General features: G+C 65.4%; 23 protein-coding genes, 1 pseudogene and 1 riboswitch. Of the genes and pseudogenes, 14 read left to right on the top strand and 10 right to left on the bottom strand.

Features of this window, described 5'->3' with window-relative positions; all coding sequences use genetic code 11:
* The first annotated feature begins 28 nt into the window (after nucleotides 1-28).
* Complete coding sequence (locus tag QOH60_RS04325) at nucleotides 29-742, top strand: succinate dehydrogenase/fumarate reductase iron-sulfur subunit (RefSeq protein ID WP_526417562.1); 714 nt, start codon at nucleotides 29-31, stop codon at nucleotides 740-742.
* A gap of 89 nt (nucleotides 743-831) precedes the next feature.
* Here the strand turns inward: QOH60_RS04325 and QOH60_RS04330 are convergent, their stop codons facing one another.
* Nucleotides 832-2,478: an acetolactate synthase large subunit gene (locus QOH60_RS04330; RefSeq protein WP_526417471.1), complete on the bottom strand. Its 1,647-nt coding sequence runs from the start codon at nucleotides 2,476-2,478 to the stop codon at nucleotides 832-834.
* A 14-nt stretch (nucleotides 2,479-2,492) separates the two neighbouring features.
* Complete coding sequence (locus QOH60_RS04335) at nucleotides 2,493-3,269, bottom strand: SDR family NAD(P)-dependent oxidoreductase (RefSeq protein WP_526417473.1); 777 nt, start codon at nucleotides 3,267-3,269, stop codon at nucleotides 2,493-2,495.
* 34 nt (nucleotides 3,270-3,303) lie between these two features.
* Here QOH60_RS04335 and QOH60_RS04340 point away from each other — a divergent pair.
* Nucleotides 3,304-3,954 (top strand): annotated as a pseudogene (locus QOH60_RS04340) (carboxymuconolactone decarboxylase family protein); the annotation flags it as partial.
* Here QOH60_RS04340 and sigJ read toward each other — a convergent pair.
* Nucleotides 3,878-4,825, bottom strand: a complete 948-nt coding sequence (gene sigJ / locus QOH60_RS04345) for an RNA polymerase sigma factor SigJ (protein WP_526417475.1) — start codon at nucleotides 4,823-4,825, stop codon at nucleotides 3,878-3,880. The pseudogene QOH60_RS04340 and the gene sigJ sit on opposite strands and share 77 nt — an antisense overlap.
* Nucleotides 4,826-4,928: 103 nt before the next feature.
* Here sigJ and QOH60_RS04350 point away from each other — a divergent pair, with 103 nt between their 5' ends.
* The 4 genes from QOH60_RS04350 (at nucleotide 4,929) to QOH60_RS04365 (ending at nucleotide 9,967) form a co-directional block, all read left to right on the top strand.
* Entirely contained in the window at nucleotides 4,929-6,650 is a 1,722-nt protein-coding gene (locus QOH60_RS04350) for an amino acid permease (protein WP_526417477.1), read from the top strand.
* A gap of 4 nt (nucleotides 6,651-6,654) precedes the next feature.
* Entirely contained in the window at nucleotides 6,655-7,176 is a 522-nt protein-coding gene (locus tag QOH60_RS04355; RefSeq protein ID WP_526417479.1) for an Lrp/AsnC family transcriptional regulator, read from the top strand.
* Nucleotides 7,173-8,534, top strand: coding sequence for an aspartate aminotransferase family protein (locus QOH60_RS04360; RefSeq protein WP_526417481.1), 1,362 nt, complete (start codon nucleotides 7,173-7,175; stop codon nucleotides 8,532-8,534). Before QOH60_RS04355 ends, QOH60_RS04360 begins: the two co-directional genes overlap by 4 nt.
* Nucleotides 8,535-8,707: 173 nt before the next feature.
* Nucleotides 8,708-9,967, top strand: coding sequence for a D-alanyl-D-alanine carboxypeptidase family protein (locus tag QOH60_RS04365; RefSeq protein ID WP_526417483.1), 1,260 nt, complete (start codon nucleotides 8,708-8,710; stop codon nucleotides 9,965-9,967).
* A gap of 23 nt (nucleotides 9,968-9,990) precedes the next feature.
* Here QOH60_RS04365 and yhjD read toward each other — a convergent pair whose 3' ends face one another.
* A complete protein-coding gene (yhjD, locus tag QOH60_RS04370; RefSeq protein WP_526417564.1) occupies nucleotides 9,991-10,974 on the bottom strand; it encodes an inner membrane protein YhjD in 984 nt (327 codons plus the stop codon).
* A 67-nt stretch (nucleotides 10,975-11,041) separates the two neighbouring features.
* Nucleotides 11,042-12,049 carry a tryptophan--tRNA ligase gene (trpS, locus tag QOH60_RS04375; RefSeq protein WP_526417485.1) on the bottom strand — a complete coding sequence of 336 codons (1,008 nt, stop codon included), beginning with the start codon at nucleotides 12,047-12,049 and terminating at the stop codon, nucleotides 11,042-11,044.
* Between the two features lie 82 nt (nucleotides 12,050-12,131).
* Here trpS and ephH point away from each other — a divergent pair, with 82 nt between their 5' ends.
* Entirely contained in the window at nucleotides 12,132-12,965 is an 834-nt protein-coding gene (ephH, locus tag QOH60_RS04380; protein WP_526417487.1) for an epoxide hydrolase EphH, read from the top strand.
* Here ephH and QOH60_RS04385 read toward each other — a convergent pair.
* Both QOH60_RS04385 and QOH60_RS04390 read right to left on the bottom strand, forming a co-directional pair.
* The gene (locus QOH60_RS04385) at nucleotides 12,962-14,179 is read right to left on the bottom strand and encodes an NADP-dependent isocitrate dehydrogenase (protein ID WP_526417489.1); all 1,218 of its coding nucleotides are present in this window, start codon (nucleotides 14,177-14,179) and stop codon (nucleotides 12,962-12,964) included. The two genes, ephH and QOH60_RS04385, sit on opposite strands and share 4 nt — an antisense overlap.
* Before the next feature lie 66 nt (nucleotides 14,180-14,245).
* Nucleotides 14,246-16,486, bottom strand: coding sequence for an NADP-dependent isocitrate dehydrogenase (locus QOH60_RS04390; protein ID WP_526417491.1), 2,241 nt, complete (start codon nucleotides 16,484-16,486; stop codon nucleotides 14,246-14,248).
* A gap of 222 nt (nucleotides 16,487-16,708) precedes the next feature.
* Nucleotides 16,709-16,828, top strand: a riboswitch (SAM riboswitch).
* Between the two features lie 41 nt (nucleotides 16,829-16,869).
* Between QOH60_RS04390 and QOH60_RS04395 the strand changes: the two genes are divergently transcribed.
* The 6 genes from QOH60_RS04395 to QOH60_RS04420 are packed head-to-tail and all read left to right on the top strand — an operon-like array spanning nucleotide 16,870 to nucleotide 21,595.
* The gene (locus QOH60_RS04395) at nucleotides 16,870-18,234 is read left to right on the top strand and encodes a bifunctional o-acetylhomoserine/o-acetylserine sulfhydrylase (protein WP_526417493.1); all 1,365 of its coding nucleotides are present in this window, start codon (nucleotides 16,870-16,872) and stop codon (nucleotides 18,232-18,234) included.
* Nucleotides 18,231-19,352, top strand: a complete 1,122-nt coding sequence (gene metX / locus QOH60_RS04400) for a homoserine O-acetyltransferase MetX (RefSeq protein WP_526417495.1) — start codon at nucleotides 18,231-18,233, stop codon at nucleotides 19,350-19,352. Before QOH60_RS04395 ends, metX begins: the two co-directional genes overlap by 4 nt.
* Complete coding sequence (locus tag QOH60_RS04405) at nucleotides 19,349-20,077, top strand: class I SAM-dependent methyltransferase (RefSeq protein ID WP_526417497.1); 729 nt, start codon at nucleotides 19,349-19,351, stop codon at nucleotides 20,075-20,077. The genes metX and QOH60_RS04405 overlap by 4 nt, the downstream gene beginning before the upstream one ends.
* A 28-nt stretch (nucleotides 20,078-20,105) precedes the next feature.
* The gene (locus QOH60_RS04410; RefSeq protein ID WP_526417499.1) at nucleotides 20,106-20,555 is read left to right on the top strand and encodes a lipoprotein LpqH; all 450 of its coding nucleotides are present in this window, start codon (nucleotides 20,106-20,108) and stop codon (nucleotides 20,553-20,555) included.
* A 36-nt stretch (nucleotides 20,556-20,591) separates the two neighbouring features.
* The gene (locus tag QOH60_RS04415; RefSeq protein ID WP_526417501.1) at nucleotides 20,592-20,948 is read left to right on the top strand and encodes a type II toxin-antitoxin system prevent-host-death family antitoxin; all 357 of its coding nucleotides are present in this window, start codon (nucleotides 20,592-20,594) and stop codon (nucleotides 20,946-20,948) included.
* A gap of 23 nt (nucleotides 20,949-20,971) precedes the next feature.
* Entirely contained in the window at nucleotides 20,972-21,595 is a 624-nt protein-coding gene (locus tag QOH60_RS04420) for an ATPase (RefSeq protein ID WP_526417503.1), read from the top strand.
* 3 nt (nucleotides 21,596-21,598) lie between these two features.
* On the opposite strand, the gene QOH60_RS04425 is transcribed toward QOH60_RS04420, so the two are convergent.
* The 3 genes from QOH60_RS04425 to QOH60_RS04435 form a co-directional block, all read right to left on the bottom strand.
* Nucleotides 21,599-23,122 carry an FAD-dependent oxidoreductase gene (locus QOH60_RS04425; RefSeq protein ID WP_526417505.1) on the bottom strand — a complete coding sequence of 508 codons (1,524 nt, stop codon included), beginning with the start codon at nucleotides 23,120-23,122 and terminating at the stop codon, nucleotides 21,599-21,601.
* Between the two features lie 130 nt (nucleotides 23,123-23,252).
* Nucleotides 23,253-23,534 carry a DUF3017 domain-containing protein gene (locus QOH60_RS04430; protein WP_526417507.1) on the bottom strand — a complete coding sequence of 94 codons (282 nt, stop codon included), beginning with the start codon at nucleotides 23,532-23,534 and terminating at the stop codon, nucleotides 23,253-23,255.
* Complete coding sequence (locus tag QOH60_RS04435; RefSeq protein WP_526417509.1) at nucleotides 23,531-24,409, bottom strand: bifunctional methylenetetrahydrofolate dehydrogenase/methenyltetrahydrofolate cyclohydrolase; 879 nt, start codon at nucleotides 24,407-24,409, stop codon at nucleotides 23,531-23,533. Before QOH60_RS04435 ends, QOH60_RS04430 begins: the two co-directional genes overlap by 4 nt.
* A gap of 53 nt (nucleotides 24,410-24,462) precedes the next feature.
* Between QOH60_RS04435 and QOH60_RS04440 the strand changes: the two genes are divergently transcribed.
* Nucleotides 24,463-25,659: an NADH:flavin oxidoreductase gene (locus QOH60_RS04440; RefSeq protein WP_526417566.1), complete on the top strand. Its 1,197-nt coding sequence runs from the start codon at nucleotides 24,463-24,465 to the stop codon at nucleotides 25,657-25,659.
* Nucleotides 25,660-25,663: the final 4 nt, after the last annotated feature.

The raw sequence follows: 25,663 nt of genomic DNA on the forward strand, positions 1-25,663 counted from the left end.
GCTGCCGCCGATTCCCGACGGCGCGGTGATGGTCACGCTGAAGATCGCCCGGTTCAACCCCGAAAACCCGGACGCCGCAGGCTGGCAGAGCTTCCGGGTGCCGTGCCTGCCCACCGACCGGCTGCTCAACCTGCTCCTCTATGTCAAGGGCTACCTTGACGGCACTTTGACGTTCCGGCGCTCGTGCGCGCACGGCGTCTGCGGCTCAGATGCGATGCGCATCAACGGGGTCAACCGGTTGGCGTGCAAGGTGCTGATGCGCGACCTGCTGCCGAAGAAGGCAGGCAAGCAGCTGACCGTCACGATCGAGCCGATCCGCGGGCTGCCGGTGGAGAAGGATCTCGTGGTCGACATGGAGCCGTTCTTCGACGCCTACCGCGCGATCAAGCCGTACCTGATCACCACCGGGAACCCGCCGACGCGCGAACGCATCCAGAGCCAGGTCGATCGCGCCCGCTACGACGACACCACGAAATGCATTCTGTGCGCGTGCTGCACGACGAGTTGCCCGGTCTACTGGACGGAAGGCAGCTACTTCGGCCCGGCGGCGATCGTCAACGCGCATCGGTTCATCTTCGACTCCCGCGACGAGGCCGCCGCCGAGAGGCTGGAGATCCTCAACGAGGTCGACGGTGTGTGGCGCTGCCGAACGACGTTCAACTGCACGGAATCCTGTCCGCGCGGCATCGAGGTGACAAAGGCGATCCAAGAGGTCAAGCGCGCGCTGCTGTTCAACGGCTAGCCCACCGGCACATCGAAATCTGCACCAGGGGCGTAATTTCGCGAATAGCGCAGCCCTGGTGCAGATTTCGGCGAGAATATCCGGTCGGGCTAGAGACTCTCCTCCAGCTCGCCCAGCCTGTCGGTGAGGCGCAGGTTTTCCGAGTAGTCCACCGGGCAGGCGATCACCGACACACCGTCGTCGGCAAGGGCGGCCGTCAACGTCGGCAACAGTTCGTCGGCGCTGGCGATGCGATAACCCTTGGCGCCGAAGCTTTCCGCGTACTTCACAATGTCGGGGTTGGTGAAGTCGACGTAGTAGTGATCGCCGAGTTCCAGGTCCATCTTCCACTCGATGAGCCCGTAGCCGCTGTCCTCCCAGATCAGCACCACCAGCGGGATCCGTTCGCGGACAGCGGTTTCGATTTCCTGGCTGTTCATCAGGAACGCACCGTCACCCATCGTCGCCAGCACCTTTGCCTCAGGCCGAGCCAGCTTCACGCCGAGCGCTCCCGGCAGCGAGAAGCCCATGGTGGACAGCCCGTTGGAGATCAAGCAGGTGTTGGGCTCGTACGTGGGGTACAGACGAGCCATCCACATCTTGATCGCGCCGGTGTCCACCAGCACGACGTCGTCGCGGCCGAGCGCAGCACGGGTGTCGGCGACGATACGTTGCGGCGCGAGGGGAAACCGTGAATCCTGTTGTCCCCGTGTGAGTTCCTCAGCGAGGAGGTCGGCCATCGACGTGTCGGTGTCGGCGTCAAAACGCTTGCCGTCCAGCGCCTCGGTGAGCGCGTCCAGCGAGGCGGTGATGTCGCCGATGATGCCGACATCGACGCCGTAGTGGGCGTCAACCTCTGCGGGAAAGCGGTGCACGTGGATGATCTTCTTGTCCGCCTTCGGATTGATCTTGACGGGATCGAACTCCTGCAGCTCGTAGCCGACGGCGATCACCGCGTCGGCGTTGTCAAATCCGAAGTTCGCGTAGTCGTGGCGCATGAACCCGATCGTGCCCATGCTGTTGGGGTGATCGTCGGGCATCACGCCCTTGCCGTGAAAAGTGTTGGCTACGTTCACTCCCAGCGCCTCGGCCAAACGGATCAGCGCCTCGGTGGCGTGGCCGCGTGCTGCGCCGTGGCCGGCCAGCACCACCGGGCGCTTGGCTTCCCGCAACATCGCGGCCGCACGCTCGATCTGGCTCGGTGACGGAGCGTCGGGCCGCACGACGTCGCGACGCAGCGGCGCAAGGTCGTAGTCGTCTTCGTCGGCGTCGATGTGTTCGGGAATCGCAAGGTACACCGCGCCGGGTCGTTCGGTCTCCGCGGTTTTGAACGCCTTGCGGAACATCTCGGGTATCGCGCGCGGCGTCGGCACGCCCTCAGCCCACAGGGTGATGGGACGGAACATCGACGTGAGGTTGACGTATTGATGCGACTCTTTGAATTCGCGGTCCTGCCCCACCTGTGCCGAGATCGCGACGAGCGGCGTGCTGTTGGTCGTTGCGTCGGCGACACCGAGCTGCATGTTGATGGCGCCCGGCCCCAGCGTGCTCGACACCACGGCCGCGCGTCCGGTGACGCGGCCGTACATCTCGGCCATGAACGATGCACCCTGCTCGTGCCGTGTCAGCACGTAACGGATCGGCGAAGCCGCCAAGGCTTTGATGAAGTGGATGTTCTCCTCCCCCGGGATGCCGAAGACAACCTCCACCCCGTCGGATTCAAGGCACTTGACCATCAGCTCCGCAGCCGTCGTCATCAATGACCTCCAAACTATTTCGGCGGCATCCGGATACCGCCGTCGACCCGGACGACTTCGGCGTTCATGTAGGAGTTGGTGATCAATTCGAGCACCATCGAGGCGAGCTCGTCGGGTGTGCCCAGCCGCCGTGGAAACAGAACCGACTCGCCCAGCTTGGCTTTGAACGCCTCGGAAGCCTCGCCCTCGCCGTAGATCGGGGTGTCGATCAGCCCCGGCGCCACGGTGTTGACGCGAATCCCGACGGCTGACAGGTCGCGGGCCACAGGCAGCGTCATGCCCACCACGCCGCCCTTCGACGACGAGTACGCGGCCTGACCGATCTGGCCGTCGAAAGCGGCAACGCTGGTCATGTTCACGATCGCGCCGCGCTCACCCGTCTCAGTGGGATCGAGCCGGCTCATCGCGGTCGCGGCCAACCGGATGCAGTCGAAGGTGCCGACCAGGTTGATGGCGAGCACCTTCTTGTAGGCGTCCAGGTTGTGTGCCGATTCGAACTCGCCGTCCTTGCCGATAGTGCGCTGCGCCCAGCCGACACCGGCCGAGTTGACCAGGGCACGCAGCGGACCCAGGTCGACCGCGGTGTTGACCGCGTCTTCGATCTGAGCGGTGTTGGTGACGTCGACGCTGACGAACGCGCCGCCGATCTCGTGGGCGAGTTCCTGGCCGCGGTCGGCCTGCAAATCAGCGATGACGACCCTGGCGCCCTTGGCGGCCAACTGGCGGGCGGTGGCGGCACCGATACCGGACGCCCCACCTGTGACGATTGCACTTACTCCGTTGATATCCACGCCGACAGACTAGAGCCAACGTTCTGAAGCGTCGGCGTCACATCTTCATCGAGTGCATCGTCTACAGGGCATGACCCAGAAAACACGCATCGAATCCCTGCCCCCGAAGCGCGCCGGCCTGCTCACCCGCGCGATGTACCGCTACGCCAAACGCCGCTTCGGCGAGGTGCCCGAGCCCTTCGCGATCACCGCGCATCATCGCGGGCTGCTGATCGCTGGCGCTATCCATGAGACGGCCGTCGAGCGGGCGTCGACAAAGCTTCCCGCCAATGTCCGCGAGCTTGCCGTCTACTGGACCGCCCGCGCGATCGGATGTTCGTGGTGCGTGGACTTCGGCGCGATGCTGATCCGCATGGAAGGCCTCGACGTCGACCGGCTGAAGCACATCGACGACTACGCCACCTCGCCGCGTTACACCGACGACGAGCGGGCGGCGATCGCCTACGCCGACGCAATGACGACGGACCCGCACACCGTCACCGACGAGCAGGTCGCGGATTTGCGCGCGCGCTTCGGTGACGCCGGAGTAATCGAGCTGACGTATCAGGTGGGCCTGGAGAACATGCGGGCCCGGATGAACACCGCGCTCGGCATCACCGAGCAGGGCTTCAGCTCGGGTGACGCGTGCCGGGTTCCATGGGGGAACCAGCAGCTGGAAGGCGATCAGACAGCGGCGAGCCACTGAACTTGTCGGGGTTCGCCACATCCCACACGGCCCAGATCTTTCCGTCGCGCACACTGAGCACCGTGATGCGCGGCATCATCTCGGGGAAGCCGTCGCGGGCGGGCGTGCCCGGTGTGTACGCGCCGAGTTCGCCGTTGATCAACGCCAATTGACTCGACTCGAGCCACCCTGGCCCGTAGCGGCGGGCCAGCCCGAACAGGAACCGCGCCACCTTGGTCGGGCCCTCGACGGGACGGAAAGCCGTGGGCGCCTTGCGGTTCGAGTCACCGGTGAATGTCACGTCAGGATGCAGCAGCGAGACGACGGCGTCGAGGTCGCCTGACGCCATCGCGGCCAGGAAGCGGCCGACGATCTCGTCGTGCGCGGTGTCAACCGGTCCGTCATGATCGCTCACCAGCCGGCGCGCCCGCGAGGCCAGCTGTCGCGCCGATGCGTCGCTCACCGCGAGAATCGACGCGATCTCGGAGAACGGCACGCCGAACCCGTCGTGCAGGACGAAGGCCACGCGCTGATCGGGAGTCAGCTTCTCCAGCACCACCATCGCCGCATAGCGCGCGTCCTCATGGGCCACCACCGCCGCCAGCGGATCGGCCACGCCGAACGTGGTCACCACCGGCTCCGGCAGCCAATCTCCGAGGTACGCCTCACGCCGGTGCGCCGCTGATCTCAGCCGGTCCAGCGCGAGCCGGCTCACCACCGTCGTGAGCCAGGCCCGCAGATCGTCCGGCGCGACCGATGACCGCTGCCAACGCAACCACGCGTCCTGCACCACGTCCTCGGCGTCGGCATAGGTGCCCGTGAGCCGATAACCCACGGCGAGCAGATGCGGCCGGAGGGTCTCGAACTCGTCGACACGCTGTGCAGCGGTCACCCAATCAGCCTAGTCAGGGCCGATTCCGTTGCCGTGTTACAACGAGGGAAATAAATCCGTCGTACCTAAGCGAAATGACGACTGAAATCGTAGTGTCCGACGCATGACTGTAAGTGAACCTACGGCTACGAACGTCGAAAGCAAGGGCCTCAAGGGCGGCGCACTCGGTCTGGTGTCGAGCATCGTCGTCGGGATGGCGTCCACCGCGCCGGCATACAGCCTGGCGGCCACGCTGGGCCTGATCGTCGCGATAAACCACACGAGTGTCGGGGTCAAAGCCCCCGCGATCGTGCTGATCTCGTTCATCCCGATGTACCTGATCGCGGTGGCCTATCAGGAACTCAACAAGGCAGAGCCGGACTGCGGCACCACCTTCACTTGGGCGTCTCGTACGTTCGGGCCGATTGTCGGATGGCTGGGCGGGTGGGGCATCATCGCCGCCGACGTCATCGTGATGGCCAACCTGGCGCAGATCGCCGGTTCGTACTCGTTCACGTTCGTCGGCGAACTCGGGGCCGGGGATTCGGTCGCAAACCTGGCCGACAACGTGGTGTGGTCGACGGTCGCGGGCGTGATCTGGATCGTCGTGATGACCTACATCTGTTATCGCGGCATCGAGGTGTCGGCGCGCATCCAGTACGCGCTGCTGTCCATCGAGGTCATCGTGCTGGTGCTCTTCGCCGTTGTCGCGCTGTACAAGGTCTACACCCATCAGGCTGAGGACTATTCGCTGATGCCTTCGCTGTCCTGGTTCTGGCCCAGCGGAATGGGGTTCGGGGATGTCATCGCCCCCGCGATATTGACCACGATCTTCATCTACTGGGGCTGGGACACTGCCGTCGCATGCAACGAGGAATCCGACGACCCCGGCCGCAACCCGGGACGGGCGGCCGTGATCTCCACCTTCCTGCTGCTGGCCACGTACGCGCTGGTGTCGGTTGCCGCCGTCGCGTACGCAGGCGTTGGCGAAGAGGGCATTGGGCTGGGCAACACCGACAACTCAGACGATGTATTCCGCGCTATCGGGCCGCCCCTGTTCGGCGACAGCGTTCTCGGGCACATCGGGCTGCTGCTGCTGGCCGCGTCAATCCTGACGTCGGCGTCCGCGTCGACACAGACGACGGTCCTGCCGACGGCGAGGACGACGCTGTCAATGGGCGTCTACAAGGCGCTGCCCGATTCGTTCGCGAAGATCCATCGCAAGTACCTGACGCCGAGCGTGTCGACGATCGTGATGGGCGCGGTATCGATCCTGTTCTATCTGCTGTTCACGGTGATCAGCACTAACCTGCTAACTGCTCTGATCGGGTCGGTCGGACTGATGATCGCGTTCTACTACGGGCTGACCGGCTTGGCGTGCGTGTGGTTCTACCGCAAGACGTTGACTCGCAACGCCCGTGACTTCGTCATGCGGGGCGTCGTCCCCTTGCTCGGCGGCGTCAGCCTGTTCGTGATGTTCGTCTACGGCCTGATCAAGTACGCGGAGGTCGATTGGCTCACCGACGACGACGGGAACAACGTGACTATCTTCGGGTTCGGCGCGGTCGCGGTGGTAGGTGTCGGGGCTCTGCTGCTCGGTGTGATCCTGATGTTCGTCTGGTGGGCGATGGCTCCGAGATTCTTCAAAGGCGAGACATTGCCGATGCGGAGCGCGGACCTGGTGCTCGAGCACGCGCCCGCCGGGGTGGGGGCGGGAGCGCCGACGGTGGGGAGGTTGCCAGACTCTCGAGAGGACACGATCGTCGCGCACGATCTTTCGAACCTGCCACCGGGCAAGACCGCGGTCGATCCCGAGACCGGCACGGAGTACACAAAGGACGGTTGATCTGATGGCCAAAGCCGACGGCCGGGCTCGCATTCAGGCGGTCCCCCTGCGGGCGGGCCCGGCGCGGGCCGCGGCCGGGGTCCAGCTCGACGATCTGTCCAAGAAGATCATCGAGCAACTGCAGGAGGACGGCCGACGGTCCTATGCCGGCATCGGCAAGGCCATCGGACTGTCCGAAGCGGCCGTGCGCCAGCGCGTGCAGCGGTTGATCGACGCCGGCGTGATGCAGATCGTGGCGGTCACCGACCCGATGCAGCTCGGGTTCGCCCGCCAGGCGCAGATCGGCATCCGCTGCACGGGCGACGCGATCAAGCTCGGGGAGAAGCTTGCGGCCCTGCCGTCGATCGACTACGTGGTGTTGACCGCCGGGTCCTTCGACGTGATCGTCGAGGTGGTGTGCGAGGACGACGACGATCTGCTCGAGCTGCTCAACACGCAGATTCGCGCACTGCCCGGCGTGACCTCAACCGAGACGCTGGTATACCTGAAACTTGTCAAACAGCAATACAATTGGGGTACACGATGACGTCGACAGAGTTGTCGGCCAAGGCCGATCGGCATCTATGGGGCCACTTCGCCAGGCACGGGCCGGGCATCACGCCACCGGTCATCGTTCGCGGTGAGGGCGTGCGAATCTGGGACAGCCACGGCAAGAGCTATCTCGACGGCCTGTCCGGGTTGTTCGTCGTCCAGGTCGGCCACGGCCGCGCAGAACTCGCAGAGGTCGCGGCCAAGCAGGCCCGCGAGCTCGCCTTCTTCCCGCTGTGGTCGTATGCGACACCGACGGCAATCGAGTTGGCAGACCGCCTTGCGCAGTACGCGCCCGGTGATCTGAACCGGGTGTTCTTCACCACCGGCGGCGGTGAGGCTGTCGAATCGGCGTGGAAGCTGGCCAAGCAGTTCTTCAAGCTGACGGGCAAACCCGGTAAGTACAAAGTGATTTCGCGGTCGATCGCTTATCACGGCACGCCCCAGGGCGCGCTGTCGATCACCGGCCTGCCTTCCTTCAAGGCGCCGTTCGAGCCGCTGGTCCCCGGCGGCTTCCGCGTGCCGAACACGAACTTCTACCGCGCCCCAGCGCCTTTCGACGTCGATCAGAAGGAGTTCGGCCGCTACGCTGCCGACCGGATCGCCGAGGCAATCGAGTTCGAAGGGCCCGACACTGTCGCGGCGGTGTTTCTCGAGCCCGTCCAGAACGCGGGCGGCTGTTTCCCGCCACCGCCGGGCTACTTCGAGCGCGTGCGCGAAATCTGCGACGAATACGACGTTTTGCTGGTTTCCGATGAGGTGATTTGCGCGTTCGGCCGGATCGGCTCGATGTTCGCCTGCGAGGATTTCGGTTACCAGCCGGACATCGTCACCTGCGCGAAGGGCATGACGTCGGGCTACTCGCCGATCGGCGCGATGATCGCCACGGACCGGCTGTTCGAGCCTTTCAACGACGGCAAGACGACGTTCCCGCACGGGTATACGTTCGGCGGCCACGCGGTCTCCTCAGCGGTCGCGCTGGCCAACTTCGACATCTTCGAGCGCGAGGGCCTCAACGCTCACGTGAAGGAGAACGCACCCGCATTCCGCGCCACGTTGGAGAAGCTCTACGACCTGCCGATCGTCGGCGACGTCCGCGGCGAGGGGTTCTTCTACGGGATCGAGCTCGTCAAAGACAAAACGAGCAAGGCCACTTTTGACGACGACGAATCCGAACGGTTGCTGCGCGGTTTCCTGTCCTCGGCGTTGTTCGAGGCCGGGTTGTACTGCCGCGCCGACGACCGCGGCGACCCCGTGGTGCAACTGGCGCCGCCGCTGATCAGCGGGCAGGCCGTCTTCGACGAGATCGAGCAGAAGTTGCGCCACGTGCTGTCGGAGGCCTGGGCCAGGCTGTAGTCCGGGCCTTTTCGTCGAGATTCACGTTACGCAGAGCCTTTCTCGCACTTCTTCTGCATAACGTGAATTTCGCCGCGGCGACCCACGCCCCGTGGCCACATTTGCAACACAAACCACACCAGTCACAGCGTGGCTCCCTGGAATCGCGGGATACGCCGCCTAACCTGCACACGATGGCGACTTTGCGAACCGCGGGCCGCGGCGCTGCAGGCCTGGTCACGGCCGTGTTGATGGTCTGCGCCCCGGCACTGCTGACGATGCCGGCCGCCCACGGCGAACCCGCCGCGTCACCGGACGGCGCGAGTTGCCCCTACCGCGTCTCCACGCCCCCTGCCGTCGACGAGTCGGAGGTGCCGACGGCCGGCGACCCGCCGCAACCACTGGCCGTTCCGGCTGATCCGGTCGGCGGCAAAGCGCTGTCCGGCTGCGGCGTCGTCGTCGCGCCGAACACGCCACCACTGCCCGACGATGTCTCCGCCGAGGCATGGCTGGTCGCCGACCTCGACAACGGCGACGTCATCGCCGCCAAGGATCCGCACGGCAGGCATCGGCCCGCCAGCGTCATCAAGGTGCTGATCGCGATGGCGTCGATCAACGAGTTGAGCCAGGACAAGGTCGTCGCGGGAACCGTCGAGGACGGCAACGCCGACGGCACCCGGGTCGGTGTGGACGTCGGCGGAAACTACACCGTCTTCCAGTTGCTGCACGGCCTGCTGATGCACTCCGGCAACGACGCCGCGCACGCGCTGGCGATGCAGTTGGGTGGCATGGACGCCGCGCTTGGCAAGATCAACACGCTCGCAGGCAAGCTCGGCGCCAGCGACACCCGCGTGGCCACGCCCTCCGGTCTTGACGGGCCGGGCATGAGCACGTCGGCCTACGACATGGGGTTGTTCTACCGCTACGCGTGGGAGAACCCGACATTCGCGCAAGTGGTGGCGACCCGCACGTTCGAGTTCCCCGGTCACCCGGCGCGGGCCGACGATCCGGACAAGACCGACCATCCCGGATACACGCTCGAGAACGACAACCAGCTCTTGTACAACTACCCGGGTGCGATCGGCGGCAAGACCGGCTACACCGACGACGCCGGCCAGACGTTCGTCGGGGCGGCCAACCGCGACGGTCGGCGCCTGGTGGCAGTGCTGCTCAAAGGCACGCGCCAACCGATCGCGCCGTGGGAGCAGGCGGCCCATCTGCTCGACTACGGGTACGCCACACCCCCCGGCACGCGAGTCGGCAAGCTCGTCGACCCAGACCCGTCGCTGAGTATCGCGAACGCCGGACCCGCCGCCCCGGGGCTGGCCGCGGCCAGCTTTCCCACCGCCGTCAACGAGCTGCCCGTGCGGATCGGTGTGGCGATCGTCGGCACCGTCACCGTGTTCGGGTTGATGCTCGGCGCGCGCTCAATCAACCGCCGCGCGCACAGCTAGTCACGGCGCCGTCGCAGCCGCGCTCACCTTTTTTTGGATCGCAGCCGCGAAAGGCCAAGCGCGGCAAGCGCTCCCACGATCCCTGCCACCACCGCTGTGCGGGCGCGGGCGCCCTCGTCGCCGAAGTCGCGCGGCTCGATTGTCGCGGGGCCAGGCGCTGCGACCGGGGCGAGGGCAAGGTTCTCGGTGGACGTCGCTGCCCATGCCGTCGCGAACAGGATCATCCGCGCGGTGATGTACGCAAACACCAGCAGACCAAGCACGGGACCGAACGTGGCCCCGGCCGGCCCATGCGTGATTCGGCTCAGGTAGATCGACGCTACGTGTTTGAAGACCTCGAAGCCGATCGCCGCCAGCAGCCCGGCCTTCCCGGCACTTCGCAAGCTCAGCGATTCCCGGGGCAACCGCGCGATCATCCATGAGAACAGCAGCCACGAAATCCCCAGTGACAGCAGCTGCGTGACGATCTTCAGCGCCAAGGTCACGCCGGGCGCGTCCTCAAGATTGAACCAGCTCAGCACTTTTTGCATCAGGTCGCTGGTGGTCAGGGCAGTGAGCCCGACCGTCACGATGATCGCCAAGAACACCGAAACCAAGGCCATCAGATCCGAGAGCTTCGTGCGGACAAAGCCGCCCGGCTCGTGACGCTGCTCCCACATCGCGCTCAGGGCTTCACGCAGGTTGCCGATCCAGCCCAATCCCGCATACGCCGCAACGGCAAGGCCGATCAGACCGACTGAGGTCCGTGAATCGACCGCGGCGTCGATCAACGACGTCAGGGTCTGCGCGGTGTCGCCCTTCACCGATCCCTTGACCCAGTCCTTGATCTGATTCAACCAATCCTGGTGGCGGACCAGCACGAATCCCGCTACCGAGAAACCGACCATCATCAACGGAAACAGCGCGAACACGGTGAAGTACGTGATCCCGGCGGCGAAGAAATCACCCTTGCAATCCTGATAGCGCTGCGCGGCCCGCATCACATGGTCGAACCACGGAAACCGCATCCGCAGCCGGTCGAGAAAGCCGGGCTTGTCCGGTTCCGACGTGTCCTTCTTCGCCACTGCTCCCCCGCTACGGAATCTGGAAGAACCCTAGCCGCTCATAGACGTTCGCGACCGTCTTCGCCGACACCTCGCGGGCCCGTTCGGCGCCCTTCGTCAGGATTGCCTCCAACTCCGTTGTGTCGCTGACCAACTCGTCCACCCGGGACTTGAGCGGGGCGACGAACTCGACGACGGCGTCAGCGGTGTCGGCCTTCAGATCCCCGTAGCCGCGGCCTGCATAGGCGTCGACGAGCTTCTCGACGCTTTCACCCGTCACCGCCGACTGGATGACCAGCAGGTTGGAGACGCCCGGCTGCGCGTCGGGGTCGTAGCGGACCGCTCTGACGCTGTCGGTGACCGCGGAACGGATCTTCTTGGCGGTGATCTTGGGATCGTCGAGCAGGTTGATCACACCGGCGTCGGTGGCTGCCGACTTGCTCATCTTCGCCGTCGGGTCGGCGAGGTCGTAGATCTTGGCGGTCGCTTTGCGGATCAGCACGTCGGGCACGACGAAGGTGCCGGGGAAGCGGCTGTTGAATCGTTGCGCCACATCGCGGGCGAGCTCGAGATGTTGACGCTGGTCCTCACCGACCGGAACCAGGTCGGTGTCGTAGAGCAAGACGTCGGCGGCCTGCAGCACCGGGTAGGTGAACAGTCCCACGGTCGTGGAATCCGTACCCTGCCGCTGCGCCTTGTCCTTGAACTGCGTCATCCGCGATGCTTGCCCGAATCCGGTGAAACACCCCAGCACCCAAGCCAATTCGGTATGAGCGGGCACATGGCTCTGCACGAAAATGGTGCTGCGGGCCGGGTCGATACCCAGAGCCAGGTACTGCGCGGCCGTCAGCAGCGTGCGCCGCCGCAGCACATCGGGGTCCTGAGGCACGGTGATCGCGTGGAGGTCGACCACACAGAAGAACGCGTCGAACTCGTCCTGAAGCGCCACCCACTGCGTGACCGCACCGAGCGCGTTGCCCAGATGCAGGGAGTCGGAAGTGGGCTGGACACCGGAGAAGACGCGTTTTTGACTGCTCATGACCACTGAATCTTTCCACGCCACCTCAAGCGGGTTTCCTTGTAATTTGCGGTACCGGCGGTATCGCCTTTATCGTCACCCCATGGCTGAGCGTGCACCGATCCATGTGGGCTCCGGCGAGCCGATGCTTTTGCTGCACCCATTCATCATGTCCCAGACGGTGTGGAAAGACGTCGCGCCGCGAATTGCCGACGCCGGTCGCTACGAGGTGTTCGCACCGACCATGGCAGGCCACAACGGCGGCCCGAAAGGCTCGTCGTTCCTGGGCAGCGCCACCCTCGCCGATCACGTCGAACGGCAGATGGACGAACTCGGCTGGCACACCGCGCACATCGTCGGCAACTCGCTGGGCGGCTGGGTCGCCTTCGAGTTGGAGCGACGCGCCCGCGCCCGCACGGTGACCGCGATCGCCCCGGCCGGTGGCTGGCACCGCTGGTCCCCGGTCAAGTTCGAGATCGTCGCGAAGTTCTTGGCGGGAGCACCGGTCTACGTCGTGGTGAAGCTCCTCAAGAAGCACTCGATGCGAATTCCGTTCGCCCGGTGGCTTGCCCATTTCCCGATCAGCGCGTACCCCGAGCGGCTCAGCGACGAGAACATGCTCGATATCCTCGACGACGTCGCGAATTGCCCGGCGTACTACCAGTTGTTGATCAAGTCGCTGCTGGCTCCCGGGCTGATGGAACTGGCCGACACCCGGGTGCCGACGCATCTGGTGATCTGCGAGAAGGACCGGGTACTGCCCCACCCGCGCTACACCCGCGGGTTCACCGGAGCCATCCCGGAGATCACACAGGTCACCGAGTTCGACGACGTCGGCCACATCCCGATGTTCGAGGCACCTGAGCGCGTCGCCGACGTCATCCTTGGCTTCGTCGATCAGTACGTCCACCGGCCGCGGGCGCAATCGGCCGGCTAGGCCAGCGCCTTCTGCAGGTTGTCGTCGAGGGCGCCCATGAACTCCTCGGTGCTCAGGTACTCCTGGTCGGGACCGATCAGCGATGCCAGGTCCTTGGTCATCTGGCCGCCCTCGACCGTCTCGATGACGACGTGTTCAAGCTGTTGTGCGAAGTCGACGACCTCCGCAGTGTTGTCGAGCTTCCCTCGATGGTCGAGGCCTCGGGTCCAGGCGAAGATCGACGCGATCGGGTTGGTCGACGTGGGCTTGCCGGCCTGGTGCTGACGGAAATGCCGCGTGACGGTGCCGTGCGCGGCCTCGGCCTCCACGATCCTGCCGTCCGGGGTCATCAGCACCGACGTCATCAGGCCCAGTGACCCGTAACCCTGTGCGACCGTGTCGGATTGCACGTCGCCGTCGTAGTTCTTGCATGCCCAGACATAGCCGCCCTCCCACTTGAGGCATGAGGCCACCATGTCGTCGATCAGCCGGTGCTCGTAGGACAGCCCATTGGCTTCGAACTCCTCTTTGAACTCCTCGTCGTAAATGCGCTGGAACTCGTCTTTGAACATGCCGTCGTAGGCCTTCAGGATGGTGTTCTTCGTCGACAGGTACACCGGATAGCGCTCTTTGAGCCCGTACTTGAACGACGCGCGAGCGAAGTCCTCGATGGATTTCTTGAAGTTGTACATGCCCATCATCACCCCGCCGTCCTCGGGGATCTTGACCACGTCGTGCACGATCGGTTCGCTGCCGTCGTCCGGGGTGAACGTCACCGTGAACGTGCCGGGCCGGTCGACCTTGAAATTGTCTGCGCGGTACTGATCGCCAAATGCGTGCCGGCCGATGATGATCGGCTTGGTCCAGCCCGGTACCAGCCGTGGCACATTGTTGATGACGATCGGCGCGCGGAAGATGGTGCCGCCCAAGATGTTTCGGATGGTGCCGTTGGGCGACAGCCACATCTCCTTCAGGTTGAATTCCTTGACCCGCGCTTCGTCGGGGGTGATGGTGGCGCACTTGACGCCGACGCCGTGCTTCTGGATCGCGTGTGCCGCATCGATGGTCACCTGGTCGTCGGTCTCGTCGCGATGCTCGATGCCCAGGTCGTAGTAGTCGAGGTCGATGTCCAGGTACGGCAGGATCAGCATGTCCTTGATGAACTTCCAGATGATCCGGGTCATCTCGTCGCCGTCCAGCTCGACAACTGGGCCTTCGACCTTGATCTTGGACATGGTGAGCACAGTACTTAGTCGCGTTGCGCGGCTTCGGTACTTATTCGGTCCTCGCGTCCGCGGTGCCTATTCGCTCCTCGCGTCCGCAAGCGTCGAATTGAACGTCTTGCTCGGCCGCATCACCGAGGTGGTCTTCTCGCGGTCGGGGTAGTAGTAGCCGCCGATATCCACCGGATTGCCTTGCACTTCGGCGAATTCACCCACGATGGCCTCTTCATTGTCCGCCAGCGCCTTCGCCAGCCCGGCGAAATGGTCGGCCAGCTCCTGATCCTCGGTCTGGGCGGCAAGTTCCTGCGCCCAGTACAACGCGAGATAGAACTGGCTGCCGCGGTTATCGATCTCACCGGTCTTGCGCGACGGGCCTTTGTCGTTTTCGAGCAGCTTGCCGATCGCGGCATCCAACGTGGTGCCAAGCAGCGCGGCCCGCTTGTTGCCGGTCTTGTCTGAAAGATCGTCGAAGCAGGCGCCCAACGCGAGGAACTCGCCGAGCGAATCCCAGCGCAGGTGGTTCTCCTCGACCAGCTGATGGACGTGTTTGGGCGCCGAACCGCCAGCGCCGGTTTCGTACATGCCGCCGCCGGCCATCAGCGGAACGATCGACAGCATCTTCGCGCTGGTGCCCAGCTCCAGGATCGGAAACAGGTCGGTGAGGTAGTCACGGAGGATGTTTCCGGTCGCGGCGATGGTGTCCTGACCGCGGGTCACCCGCTCGAGCGTGTACCGCATCGCCCACACCTGCGGCATGATCTGGATGTGCAGGCCCTCGGTGTCGTGGTCCTTCAGGTACGCCTTGACCTTCTTGCGTAGCTCGGCCTCGTGGGGACGCTCGGTATCCAGCCAGAACACCACCGTCATGCCCGAGGCGCGGGCGCGGGTGACGGCCAGCTTGACCCAGTCCCGGATCGCCGCGTCCTTGGTGACGGGCATCCGCCAGATGTCGCCCTCCTCGACGTCCTGCGACAGCAAGACCTCACCGGTGTCGACGTCGACGATGTCGGCGACGCCGTCCTCGGGGATCTCGAAAGTCTTGTCGTGGCTGCCGTATTCCTCGGCCTTCTGCGCCATCAGGCCGACGTTCGGCACGGTGCCCATGGTCGTTGGATCGAACTGGCCGTTGGTCTTACACCAGTTGATCATCTCCTGGTAGATCCGGGAGAACGTGGACTCGGGGTTCACCGCCTTGGTGTCCTTGGTGCGCCCGTCGGCGCCGTACATCTTGCCGCCGAGCCGGATCATCGCCGGCATCGACGCGTCGACGATCACGTCGCTGGGCGAATGGAAGTTGGTGATTCCTTTGGCCGAATCCACCATGGCCAGTTCGGGCCGGTGCTCGTGGACATCGTGAATGTCTTTGATGATCTCCTCGCGCTGGAATGACGGCAGCGCCTCGATCTTGTTGTACAGATCGACCATTCCGTTGTTCACGTTCACGCCCAGCTCGTCGAGCACCTTTTGGTGCTTGGCAAACGCATCCTTGTAGAAGACCTTCACGCAGTGGCCGAAGACGATGGGGTGACTGACCTTCATCATCGTCGCCTTGACGTGCAGCGAGAACATCACACCGGTTTTGTACGCGTCTTCGATCTGCTGCTCGTAGAACTCGACCAGAGCTTTCTTGCTCATGAACATGCTCTCGATGACGTCGCCGTCGTCCAGCGCCGTCTCGGGCTTGAGCACGATCGTTTCGCCACGCTTGGTCTTCAATTCCATCCGCACCGTGCGCGCCTTGTCCAGCGTCATCGACTTCTCGCCGTGGTAGAAGTCGCCGCCCCTCATCGTCGCGACGTGCGTGCGTGACGCCTGCGACCACTCTCCCATGCTGTGCGGGTGCCTGCGCGCGTACTCCTTGACCGCCTTGGGCGCGCGACGGTCCGAATTGCCTTCGCGCAGAACCGGATTGACGGCGCTGCCGAGCACCTTGCCGTAGCGCTCCTTGAGTGCCTTTTCTTCGTCGGTCTTCGGATGCGCCGGATAGTCGGGAATCGCGTAACCCTTTTCCTGCAGCTCCTCGATGGCGGCCGAAAGCTGCGGTACCGAAGCGCTGATGTTCGGAAGCTTGATGATGTTCGTCTTCGGGTCCTGCGTGAGCTTGCCCAGCTCGGCCAGATTGTCCGGCACCTTCTGTTCGTCGGTCAGGTCGTCGGCGAACTCGGCCAGGATGCGTGCGGCGACGGAGATGTCGCTCGTCTCGACGTCGATGCCCGCCGGCTCGGTGAAGGTCCGGATGATCGGCAGAAAGGCGTAGGTCGCAAACAGCGGCGCCTCGTCGGTCAGCGTGTAGATGATGGTCGGCTGTTCGGCGCTCATGTCTTGGTCGTCTCCCGACGTCGGTTCGGTCAAGCCGGCTACCAGTATTCCGTCGAGGGCTGCTCCGTGTCAGACCCAGGTCGAACTGAGCTCGCGTCCGCAGCTCCTATTGCTCCTCGCGTCCGCAGCTCCTATTGCTCCTCGCGTCCGCAGCTCCTATTGCTCCTCGCGTCCGCAGAACCCGCTGGCACCCGCTCAGCGGTGTGCGATACCCTTTTCTTCGGTCATGAGTGCCAGCGTCAAGCCCCGGCTTGCTGGCCGGCAACCCTCCAACCGCGGTGGGGTGCCCCGGGTGATGACCAGGTTGAGTAGCCGGTAGCGGCTACACGGCAAGCGCGGGTCCGTGATGACGGACCCCCCGTCATTACAGGAGATGATCCCCCATGAGCACTGAGCCCGCGTCATATGATGGTCGCTCGGACGAGCCTCGCTCCGACGTCGACCCCAGTTCAAAGTGGTCGTTCGAAACCAAACAGATCCACGTCGGCCAGGTACCTGACGCCGCGACCAACGCCAGGGCGCTGCCGATCTACCAGACGACGTCGTACACCTTCAAGAGCACCGACCACGCTGCCGCTCTGTTCAGCCTCGCCGAGACCGGCAACATCTACACCCGGATCATGAACCCGACCACCAACGTCGTCGAGGAGCGCATTGCCGCGCTGGAGAACGGGGTTGCGGCGCTGTTCTTATCGTCCGGGCAGGCCGCGGAGACGTTCGCGGTGCTCAACATCGCCAATTCCGGCGACCACATCGTGTCCAGCCCCCGGCTGTACGGCGGCACCTACAACCTGTTCCACTACTCGCTGCCCAAGCTCGGGATCGACGTCAGTTTCGTCGAAGACCCCGACGACCTGGAGTCGTGGCGGGCGGCGGCACGGCCCAACACGAAGGCGTTCTTCGGCGAGACGATCTCCAACCCGCAGAACGACATCCTCGACATCCCGGGGGTCGCGGCAGTCGCCCACGACGCCGGGGTGCCACTGATCGTCGACAACACCGTCGCCACGCCGTACCTGATCCAGCCCATCGACCACGGCGCCGACATCGTCGTGCATTCGGCAACGAAGTACCTCGGCGGCCACGGGGCGGCAATCGCGGGCGTGATCGTCGACGGCGGCCACTTCGACTGGACCAACGGCAAGTTCCCGGGTTTCACCACGCCCGACCCGAGCTATCACGGCGTGGTGTATGCCGGGCTTGGGCCACCGGCGTTCGCGCTGAAGGCCCGGGTGCAATTGCTGCGTGACTACGGTTCGGCGGCCTCGCCGTTCAATGCATTCCTCGTGGCGCAAGGCCTGGAAACGCTGAGCCTGCGGGTCGAGCGGCACGTCGCCAATGCCCAACGGGTCGCCGAATACCTCGACAACCACCCCGGCGTGCTGTCGGTGAACTATGCCGGGCTGCCCAGCTCGCCATGGTACGAGCTGGGAAAGAAGTTGGCGCCCAAGGGAACCGGCGCTGTGCTCGCGTTCGAGATCGCGGGCGGGGTGGACGCCGGCAAGGCGTTCGTCAACGCGCTGACGCTGCACAGCCACGTCGCCAACATCGGAGATGTGCGTTCGTTGGTGATCCACCCCGCGTCCACGACGCACAGCCAACTCAGTCCCGAGGAGCAGCTCACCACGGGCGTCACGCCTGGCTTGGTGCGGCTGGCGGTCGGGATCGAAGGCATCGACGACATCCTCGCCGACCTTGAGCAGGGCTTCGCTGCCGCCAAGCCGTTCACCGGCACGAGCGTCTCGTGACGATCTTCGACGTGCCCACCACAGAACTCCCCGCCGCAGGCGACATACGCATCGTCGACATCGGAGCGCTGCGGCTGGAAAGCGGTCAGGTACTCGACGACGTCTCGATTGCGGTGCAGCGCTGGGGTGAGTTGTCGCCAACCCGCGACAACGTCGTGGTGGTGCTGCACGCATTGACCGGCGACTCGCACGTGACGGGCCCCGCGGGGCCCGGTCACCCGACCGCGGGCTGGTGGGACAGCGCCGTCGGCCCCGGCGCGGCGATCGACACGAACCGCTGGTGCGCCGTGGCCACCAATGTGCTCGGCGGGTGCCGTGGCTCGACGGGGCCGAGCTCATTGGCACCCGATGGGAAGCACTGGGGCTCAAGGTTTCCCACGACCACTGTGCGGGATCAGGTCGACGCCGACGTCGCCGCGCTAGCGGCGCTTGGCATCACGGAGGTGGCCGCGGTCGTCGGCGGCTCGATGGGCGGCGCACGGGCGCTGGAGTGGATCGTCAGCCATCCCGCCACGGTCCGCGCCGCGCTGGTGCTGGCAGTGGGCGCCCGGGCTACCGCCGACCAGGTCGGCACGCAGTGTGCGCAGGTCGCCGCGATCAAGTCCGACCCGAACTGGCAGGGCGGGGACTATTACGACACGGGCCGGCTGCCGTTGGACGGCATGGACATCGCGCGCCGGTTCGCTCACCTGACCTACCGGGGAGAAGTGGAACTCGACGAGAGGTTCGCCAACCAGCCGCAGGGTGAGGAAGATCCGTTGGCCGGCGGGCGTTACGCGGTGCAGAGCTACCTCGAGCACCAAGGAGCAAAGCTGGTGGACCGGTTCGATCCGGGCACGTATGTCGTGCTTACCGACGCGCTCTCCAGCCACGACGTCGGCCGCGGCCGCGGTGGCGTACCCGCCGCATTGCGGGCGTGCAAGGTGCCGGTGGTGGTCGGGGGAATCACCTCTGACCGGCTGTATCCGCTGCGGCTGCAGGAAGAGCTTGCCGAACTGCTGCCCGGGTGCACGGGCCTCAACGTCGTCGACTCGATCTACGGGCACGACGGTTTTCTGATCGAGTCGGAAGCCGTGGGCGACTTGATCAGGCAGACGCTGAAACTCGCACAGCGATGACAGAACTCGCACGGTCCCTGTCGTTCGGAGCTGAGGCCGCCGCGTACGAGCGGGGCAGGCCGTCGTATCCACCGGAAGCAATCGACTGGCTGCTGCCACGTGGGGCCCGTGACGTGCTCGACCTCGGGGCCGGTACCGGAAAGCTGACCACGCGACTCGTGGAACGCGGTCTCTCGGTGGTGGCCGTCGACCCGATCCCGGAAATGCTTGAGGTTCTGAGCAATTCGCTGCCCGATACACCTGCGCTGCTGGGCACGGCCGAGGAGATCCCGCTTCCCGACAACAGCGTGGACGCGGTGCTCGTCGCACAGGCCTGGCACTGGTTCGATCAGACACGGGCCATCCCCGAGCTGGCGCGCGTGCTTCGACCGGGTGGCCGGCTCGGCCTGGTGTGGAACACGCGAGACGAGCGGCTGGGCTGGGTGAAGGAACTCGGCGGGATCATCGGCCATGAGGACGATCCGCACAACCACCAGGTGACGCTGCCGGAGCCGTTCAAGGACGCCCAACGCCATCAGCTGGAGTGGACGAGTTACCTTACGCCGCAAGCACTCATCGATCTCGTGGCTTCGCGCAGCTATTGCATCACATCCCCTGCGGACGTCCGGACGCGCACGTTGGATGAGGTGCGGAAGCTGCTAGCCACCCACCCGGCACTGAAGAACGCGACAGGCGTGGCGCTGCCGTACGTGACGATCTGCATTCGGGCGACGTTGTCTGCTTGATCGTGTTGAGGCGGTAGTGTGCCTCGGCGTGTTCTCAAGACTCGGATTCGTCCTCGCCGCCCTGCTGATCACGTCCGCCACCGGGTGCTCGACAAGTGAACAATCAAAGGCGCCGGCGCCCCCAGCTGCCCCGGTGACCCTTAAGTTCGACGACAAAAACGTCGCGCTCGGCGACCCGGTGAAGTGTCTAGGCACTGGCGGGAGTCTGCTTGTGTACGCGCCGATCGCGAACACCAAGGGCGATATCGTCGCCGACATCGGCATCGCTGACCTCACTGCCCATTCGATCGCGGTCTCGGGCGTGGACGGAGACAACAAGTACTTCTGGGAGACAACGTCGACCATGGGTGAAGCGATGCCCGTGACGAAGGCCGACAACACGTTCACCGTGCGCGGCAAGATCCATCAGACCAAGGATGCCCACATCAAGAAGAACATCGAGATCACTGCGGCGAACTGCCCCGGAACTTCTGGATAGAATGGCTAATTTGGCCATAAGAGCTAGAATGGGCGTATGCCTAGCCTGACATTCCGCAACCGTGCGGGCGACCTGGTCGACCTGCCCACGGTGGCCGCAACCCGATTCAAGAACGAGTTTGGGACGATCTTCGAGCAGGCCGCAGTCAACGGCGCCATCGCGATCACCAAGCACAACACGCCACGCGCGGTGCTGCTGTCGATCGCCGAGTTCGAAGCGCTCACGCGGGCAAGCGAACCCGCGCTGGACGAGCTGACCGAGCGCTTCGACGACCTGCTACTGCGCATGCAGACACCGAAGGCGAAGACGGCGATGGCCGACGCGTTCGGCGCGTCACCGCAGCGGCTCGGGCGCGCGGCGGTGAAGGCTGCCCGTCCGAAGCGGCGGCCCTAGCCCTTCATGCTCCTCACGTCCGCGTGAGCCCACAGATCTACGTCCTCGCCGGCGTCAACGGCGCGGGCAAGAGCAGCATTGGCGGCGCGATGTTTCGCGCCGCAGGCAGCGACTATTACAACCCGGACGAGGCCGCGCGGGAGCTGATCACGGCCAATCCGGGGCTCGACCAAAACAAGGCGAACTCCGCGGCCTGGCGGCAGGGAAAGCGGCTTCTCGAGCAGGCGATCGCCGAGCGGCTCAATTTCGCGTTCGAAACAACGTTGGGCGGCACTACGATTCCGCGGCTGCTCGCTGAGGCAGCTGCAGACGGCATCGAGGTGCGCGTCTGGTACGTCGGTCTGGACAGCGTTCAGACACACATCGCCCGGGTACGCCACCGCGTGCAGGCGGGTGGCCACGACATCCCCGAGTCGACGATCCGGCGGCGGTGGCAGCACAGCCGGCTGAATCTGATCAAACTGTTGCCCGCGCTGGCCGAACTACGCGTCTACGACAACTCGGCACAAGCGGACCCAGCTGTCGGGGACGCGCCGCGGCCGGTGCTCGTCGTGCACGTCGACCACGGCAAGATCGTCGGGGCGCCCGATCTGTCGTCGACGCCGGAGTGGGCGAAGCCGATCGTCGCTGCCACGCTGTCGTTGTAGTGGCTAGGGCTCGCCGCACCAGCGACGCAGCGCGGCGTGCAACCGACTGCGATCGGCACTCTCGAATTCGTCTGCGGCCCAAGCGACATAGCCGTCGGGGCGAAGCAGCAACCCGCGCATCGGCTCGTCGGCAAGTGTGGTGACGACCGTATCGACTCGGCCGGCCCAGCCGAGGGCTTCGCGCGAGACATCGCCGCCGGACAAGTCGACCAGCACGGGCCGCGCAGCGTGCAACAGATCGGCGACCCGACGGCCGTCGTCGAACGTCAGGTCGGGCACCAGCAGCCCCGACAAGCGGTGATCGTCGCCGACGTCGTAGCGCGTGTCGGCACCGGCGAGCAGCCGGGCCATGTGGTCCGCGACGGCCGGGATCTGCAGGAGTTCACCGAAAAGCGTTCGCAAGGCGGCTACTTCGGGCCCGGATGCCATCAGCGCCGTCTGCGACGACGACTGCATCATCACCCGCTCGCCCACCGGATACCGCTCGCTTTGATAGGTGTCGAGCAGGCCCGGCGGCGCCCATCCGTTGACGGTCGCAGCCATCTTCCAGCCCAGGTTCAGCGCGTCCTGAAGTCCGAGGTTCAGACCGGGGCCACCCATCGCAGAGTGCACGTGGGCCGAATCTCCCAGTAGGAAAACGTTTCCCACGCGATAGCTGACGGCCTGCCGGGTGTTCTGCCCAGACATGCGCCGCATGGCGTGCGGCCCGTCGCCCTGCGGCGGCTCCAGCGGAAAGTCGACGCCGAGCACTCGGCGGGTGCTGTCGCGGAGCTCGTCGAGGGTGAACGGCGTGGACTCATCGGGGAGCTCGGACGCGTACTCGACCGTGCCGACCATGTGCCTGCCGGGCTCGAACTGGGCATAGATGAGGACACCGCCGTCGAACCTGTTGTGGCCGAAGCGCACTGGCGCGCTGCCGGGGATGTCGATGGTTCCGTCCGGATTGCGCACCTTGTCAGGCACGCGGACGTGGGCCAGTCGCGCCACGACATCGGACGTGTAGCCGGGGAAATCGATGCCGACCCGTTTGCGCACCGGGCTGCGACCACCGTCGGCACCGACGAGGAATCTCGAGTCGAAGGTGTATACACCCGAAGGCGACGTGACCGTGACCGCGACGCCGTCGGCACCTTGCTCCAGATCGGTGAACTCATGGCCCCAGCGGACGTCTATCCCGAGGTCGTGCGCGCGATCGTTCAGTTGCCGTACCAACTGCGGCTGAGCGATCATCCATGCGTACATCGGGTTGTCTGCGACGCCTGCCAGCGGCACTCGCATGCCCGAGAAGATCCACTCGTACAAGGGTGAGGGTGGCTCGTCCGACCGGCTGAACTCCTGGAACAGCCCGCGCATGTCGAGAAGCCGAATTACTTGGCCGACAAGGCCGTTCGCCTTCGGTTCGGTGCTGGGAGCGGGGAGCAGGTCAATAACGACCGGGCGGACGCCTGCCAATGCGAGCTCGCAGGCCAGCATCAGCCCGTTCGGCCCGGCGCCCGCGACGACGACGTCGACGTGTTCGTTCGGCACTGTCGCCAGGGTAGCGAAGGTGCCTGTAGGTAACCTCGGTATCAGCCCTCACACGGGTCCCACCGGCACCCCGCGGACGAGCTATGCCTCCGCTGTGTAACTCGTGCGGCTGCTGAGACGACAGCGCGGCCTACCGCGTGCCCAACGGATCGATCGTCCACGCGATGCGGATCACCGCGGCGCTGACCAGCGCCATCGCGATGACGTCGGTGGCCCGGCCCCGCACCACGAGCAGGCCCGCCCGCTCGTCGGACAACACGAGTCGCAGCACCGCGGCCACGCCGACTCCGATGCCGAGCAGCAGCGAGCCGCGGCGCCAGTAGTCGGTGACGATGAGGCCGAACGCGGCGAAGAAGATCGCGAACACCACGATGATCGCCCACTGGTTGCGGACGACGTCGCGAACAGTCACGGCTGCTGTCTGCTCTTCGCGCAAGCGCTCATCGCCCCCTCGGCCCGCTCGACCACGTTCGTCAGCAGAAACGCCCTCGTCAACGGACCCACGCCGCCCGGGTTCGGCGACACGTGCCCGGCGACCTCCCACACGTCGGGATGGACGTCGCCCGTCAGCTTGCCGTCCACCCGCGATACCCCGACGTCGACGACCGCCGCGCCAGGCTTGACCATGTCGGCCGTCACCATATGCGGCACGCCAACCGCCGCCACCACGATGTCGGCCTGCCTGGTCAGCGAAGGCAGATCACGAGTTCCGGTGTGGCACAACGTTACTGTCGCATTCTCTGAACGACGGGTGAGGAGCAGGCCGAGCGGCCTGCCGACGGTGATCCCCCGGCCGATCACCACCACGTGCGCGCCCGCGATCTCGACGTCGTAGCGGCGCAGCAGATGCACGATCCCGCGCGGCGTGCACGGCAGCGGCGCGGCCTTGCCGAGCACCAGCCTGCCGAGGTTCGTCGGGTGCAGCCCGTCGGCGTCCTTGTCCGGGTCGACGCGCTCCAACGCCCCGTTCTCATCCAGGTGCTTGGGCAACGGCAGCTGGACGATGTAGCCGGTGCACTCGGGGTTGTCGTTGAGCTCGTCGATGGTCTCGTCGAGCTTCGCCTGGGTGATGTCGGCAGGCAGGTCACGGCGGATCGACGTGATGCCGACCTTCGCGCAGTCGGCGTGCTTTCCGCGCACGTAGGCCTGCGAGCCCGGGTCGTCGCCGACGAGGATCGTGCCAAGACCAGGTTTCCGGCCGACCGCGGTGAGCGCCGACACCCGCTGCGTCAGGTCGGCGAAAATCTCGTCCCTGGTGGCCTTGCCATCGAGCACTGTCGCAGTCACGAACGCCAGTCTGACATGCTGCTGGGGTGGCCAGCCCGCCCGCCGATGAGCGCTTGCGCGAAGAGCGACCGAAAAATGTCTTCTCCCCCGCCAAGCTCGGGCCGCTCACCCTGCGCAACCGGATCATCAAGGCCGCGACGTTCGAGGCGGCCAGTCCCGACGCGCTGGTGACCGACGACTTGATCGAGTACCACCGGCTGCCCGCCGCAGGGGGCGTGGGCATGACAACGGTGGCCTATTGCGCCGTGTCGGCCGCCGGCCGCACCGAACCCGGCCAGATGTGGATGCGGCCCGAAGCCATCCCCGGCCTGAGAAGGCTCACCGACGCCATCCACGCCGAAGGCGCAGCGATCAGCGCCCAGATCGGTCATGCAGGTCCTGTAAGGGCCGGCCGCCCCGGAGGTCCGGCCCTGGCACCCGGCCGCTTCTTCAACCCCCTCGTCATGCAATTCACGAAGAAGGCCGGCCGCGACGACATCGAGGGAGTGATCGCCGCCCACTCCCATGCCACCCGAATCGCAATCGACGCAGGCTTTGACGCCGTCGAAGTCCACCTGGGCCACGGCTACTTCTGCAGCGCGTTTCTCAGCCCGCTGATCAACCGCCGCAACGACGAGTTCGGTGGGTCGCTGGCGAACCGCGCGAAGGTGGCTCGCCGAGTCGTGCAGGCAGTCCGCCGCGCGGCAGGCAACCAGATCGCGGTGACGGCCAAACTCACGATGTCCGACGGGCTGCGGCCCGGCATCCGCACCGACGAGGCGCTGACCACCGCGAAGTGGCTCGAGGAGGACGGCGGCCTGGATGCCATCGAGCTGACAGCGGGCAGCTCGTTCATCAACCCGATGTACCTATTTCACGGCGACGTCCCTATCAAGGAATTCGCCGGGGTGTTCAGGCCGCCGATGAAATGGGGCGTGCGGATGATCGGCAAGAAAATTCTTCGCGAATACCCGTACCGCGACGCGTATCTGCTCGACCATGCCCGCAAGTTCCGCGCCGAGCTGTCGCTGCCGCTGATCCTGCTCGGGGGCATCACCAACCGCGAGACGATGGACCTCGCGATGGCGGAGGGCTTTGAATTCGTCGCGATGGCAAGGGCGTTGCTCGCGGAGCCCGATCTGGTCAACCGGATCGCCGCCGACGCGACCACGCATTCCGCTTGCACGCATTGCAACAAGTGCATGCCTGCCGCATTTCGGTCGCGGCCATCGGTGCGCACACACTGTGTGGTTACTGGAGCACCGGGCTAACCCA

Source organism: Mycobacterium sp., assembly GCF_032159765.1.
Taxonomy (GTDB): Bacteria; Actinomycetota; Actinomycetes; order Mycobacteriales; family Mycobacteriaceae; genus Mycobacterium.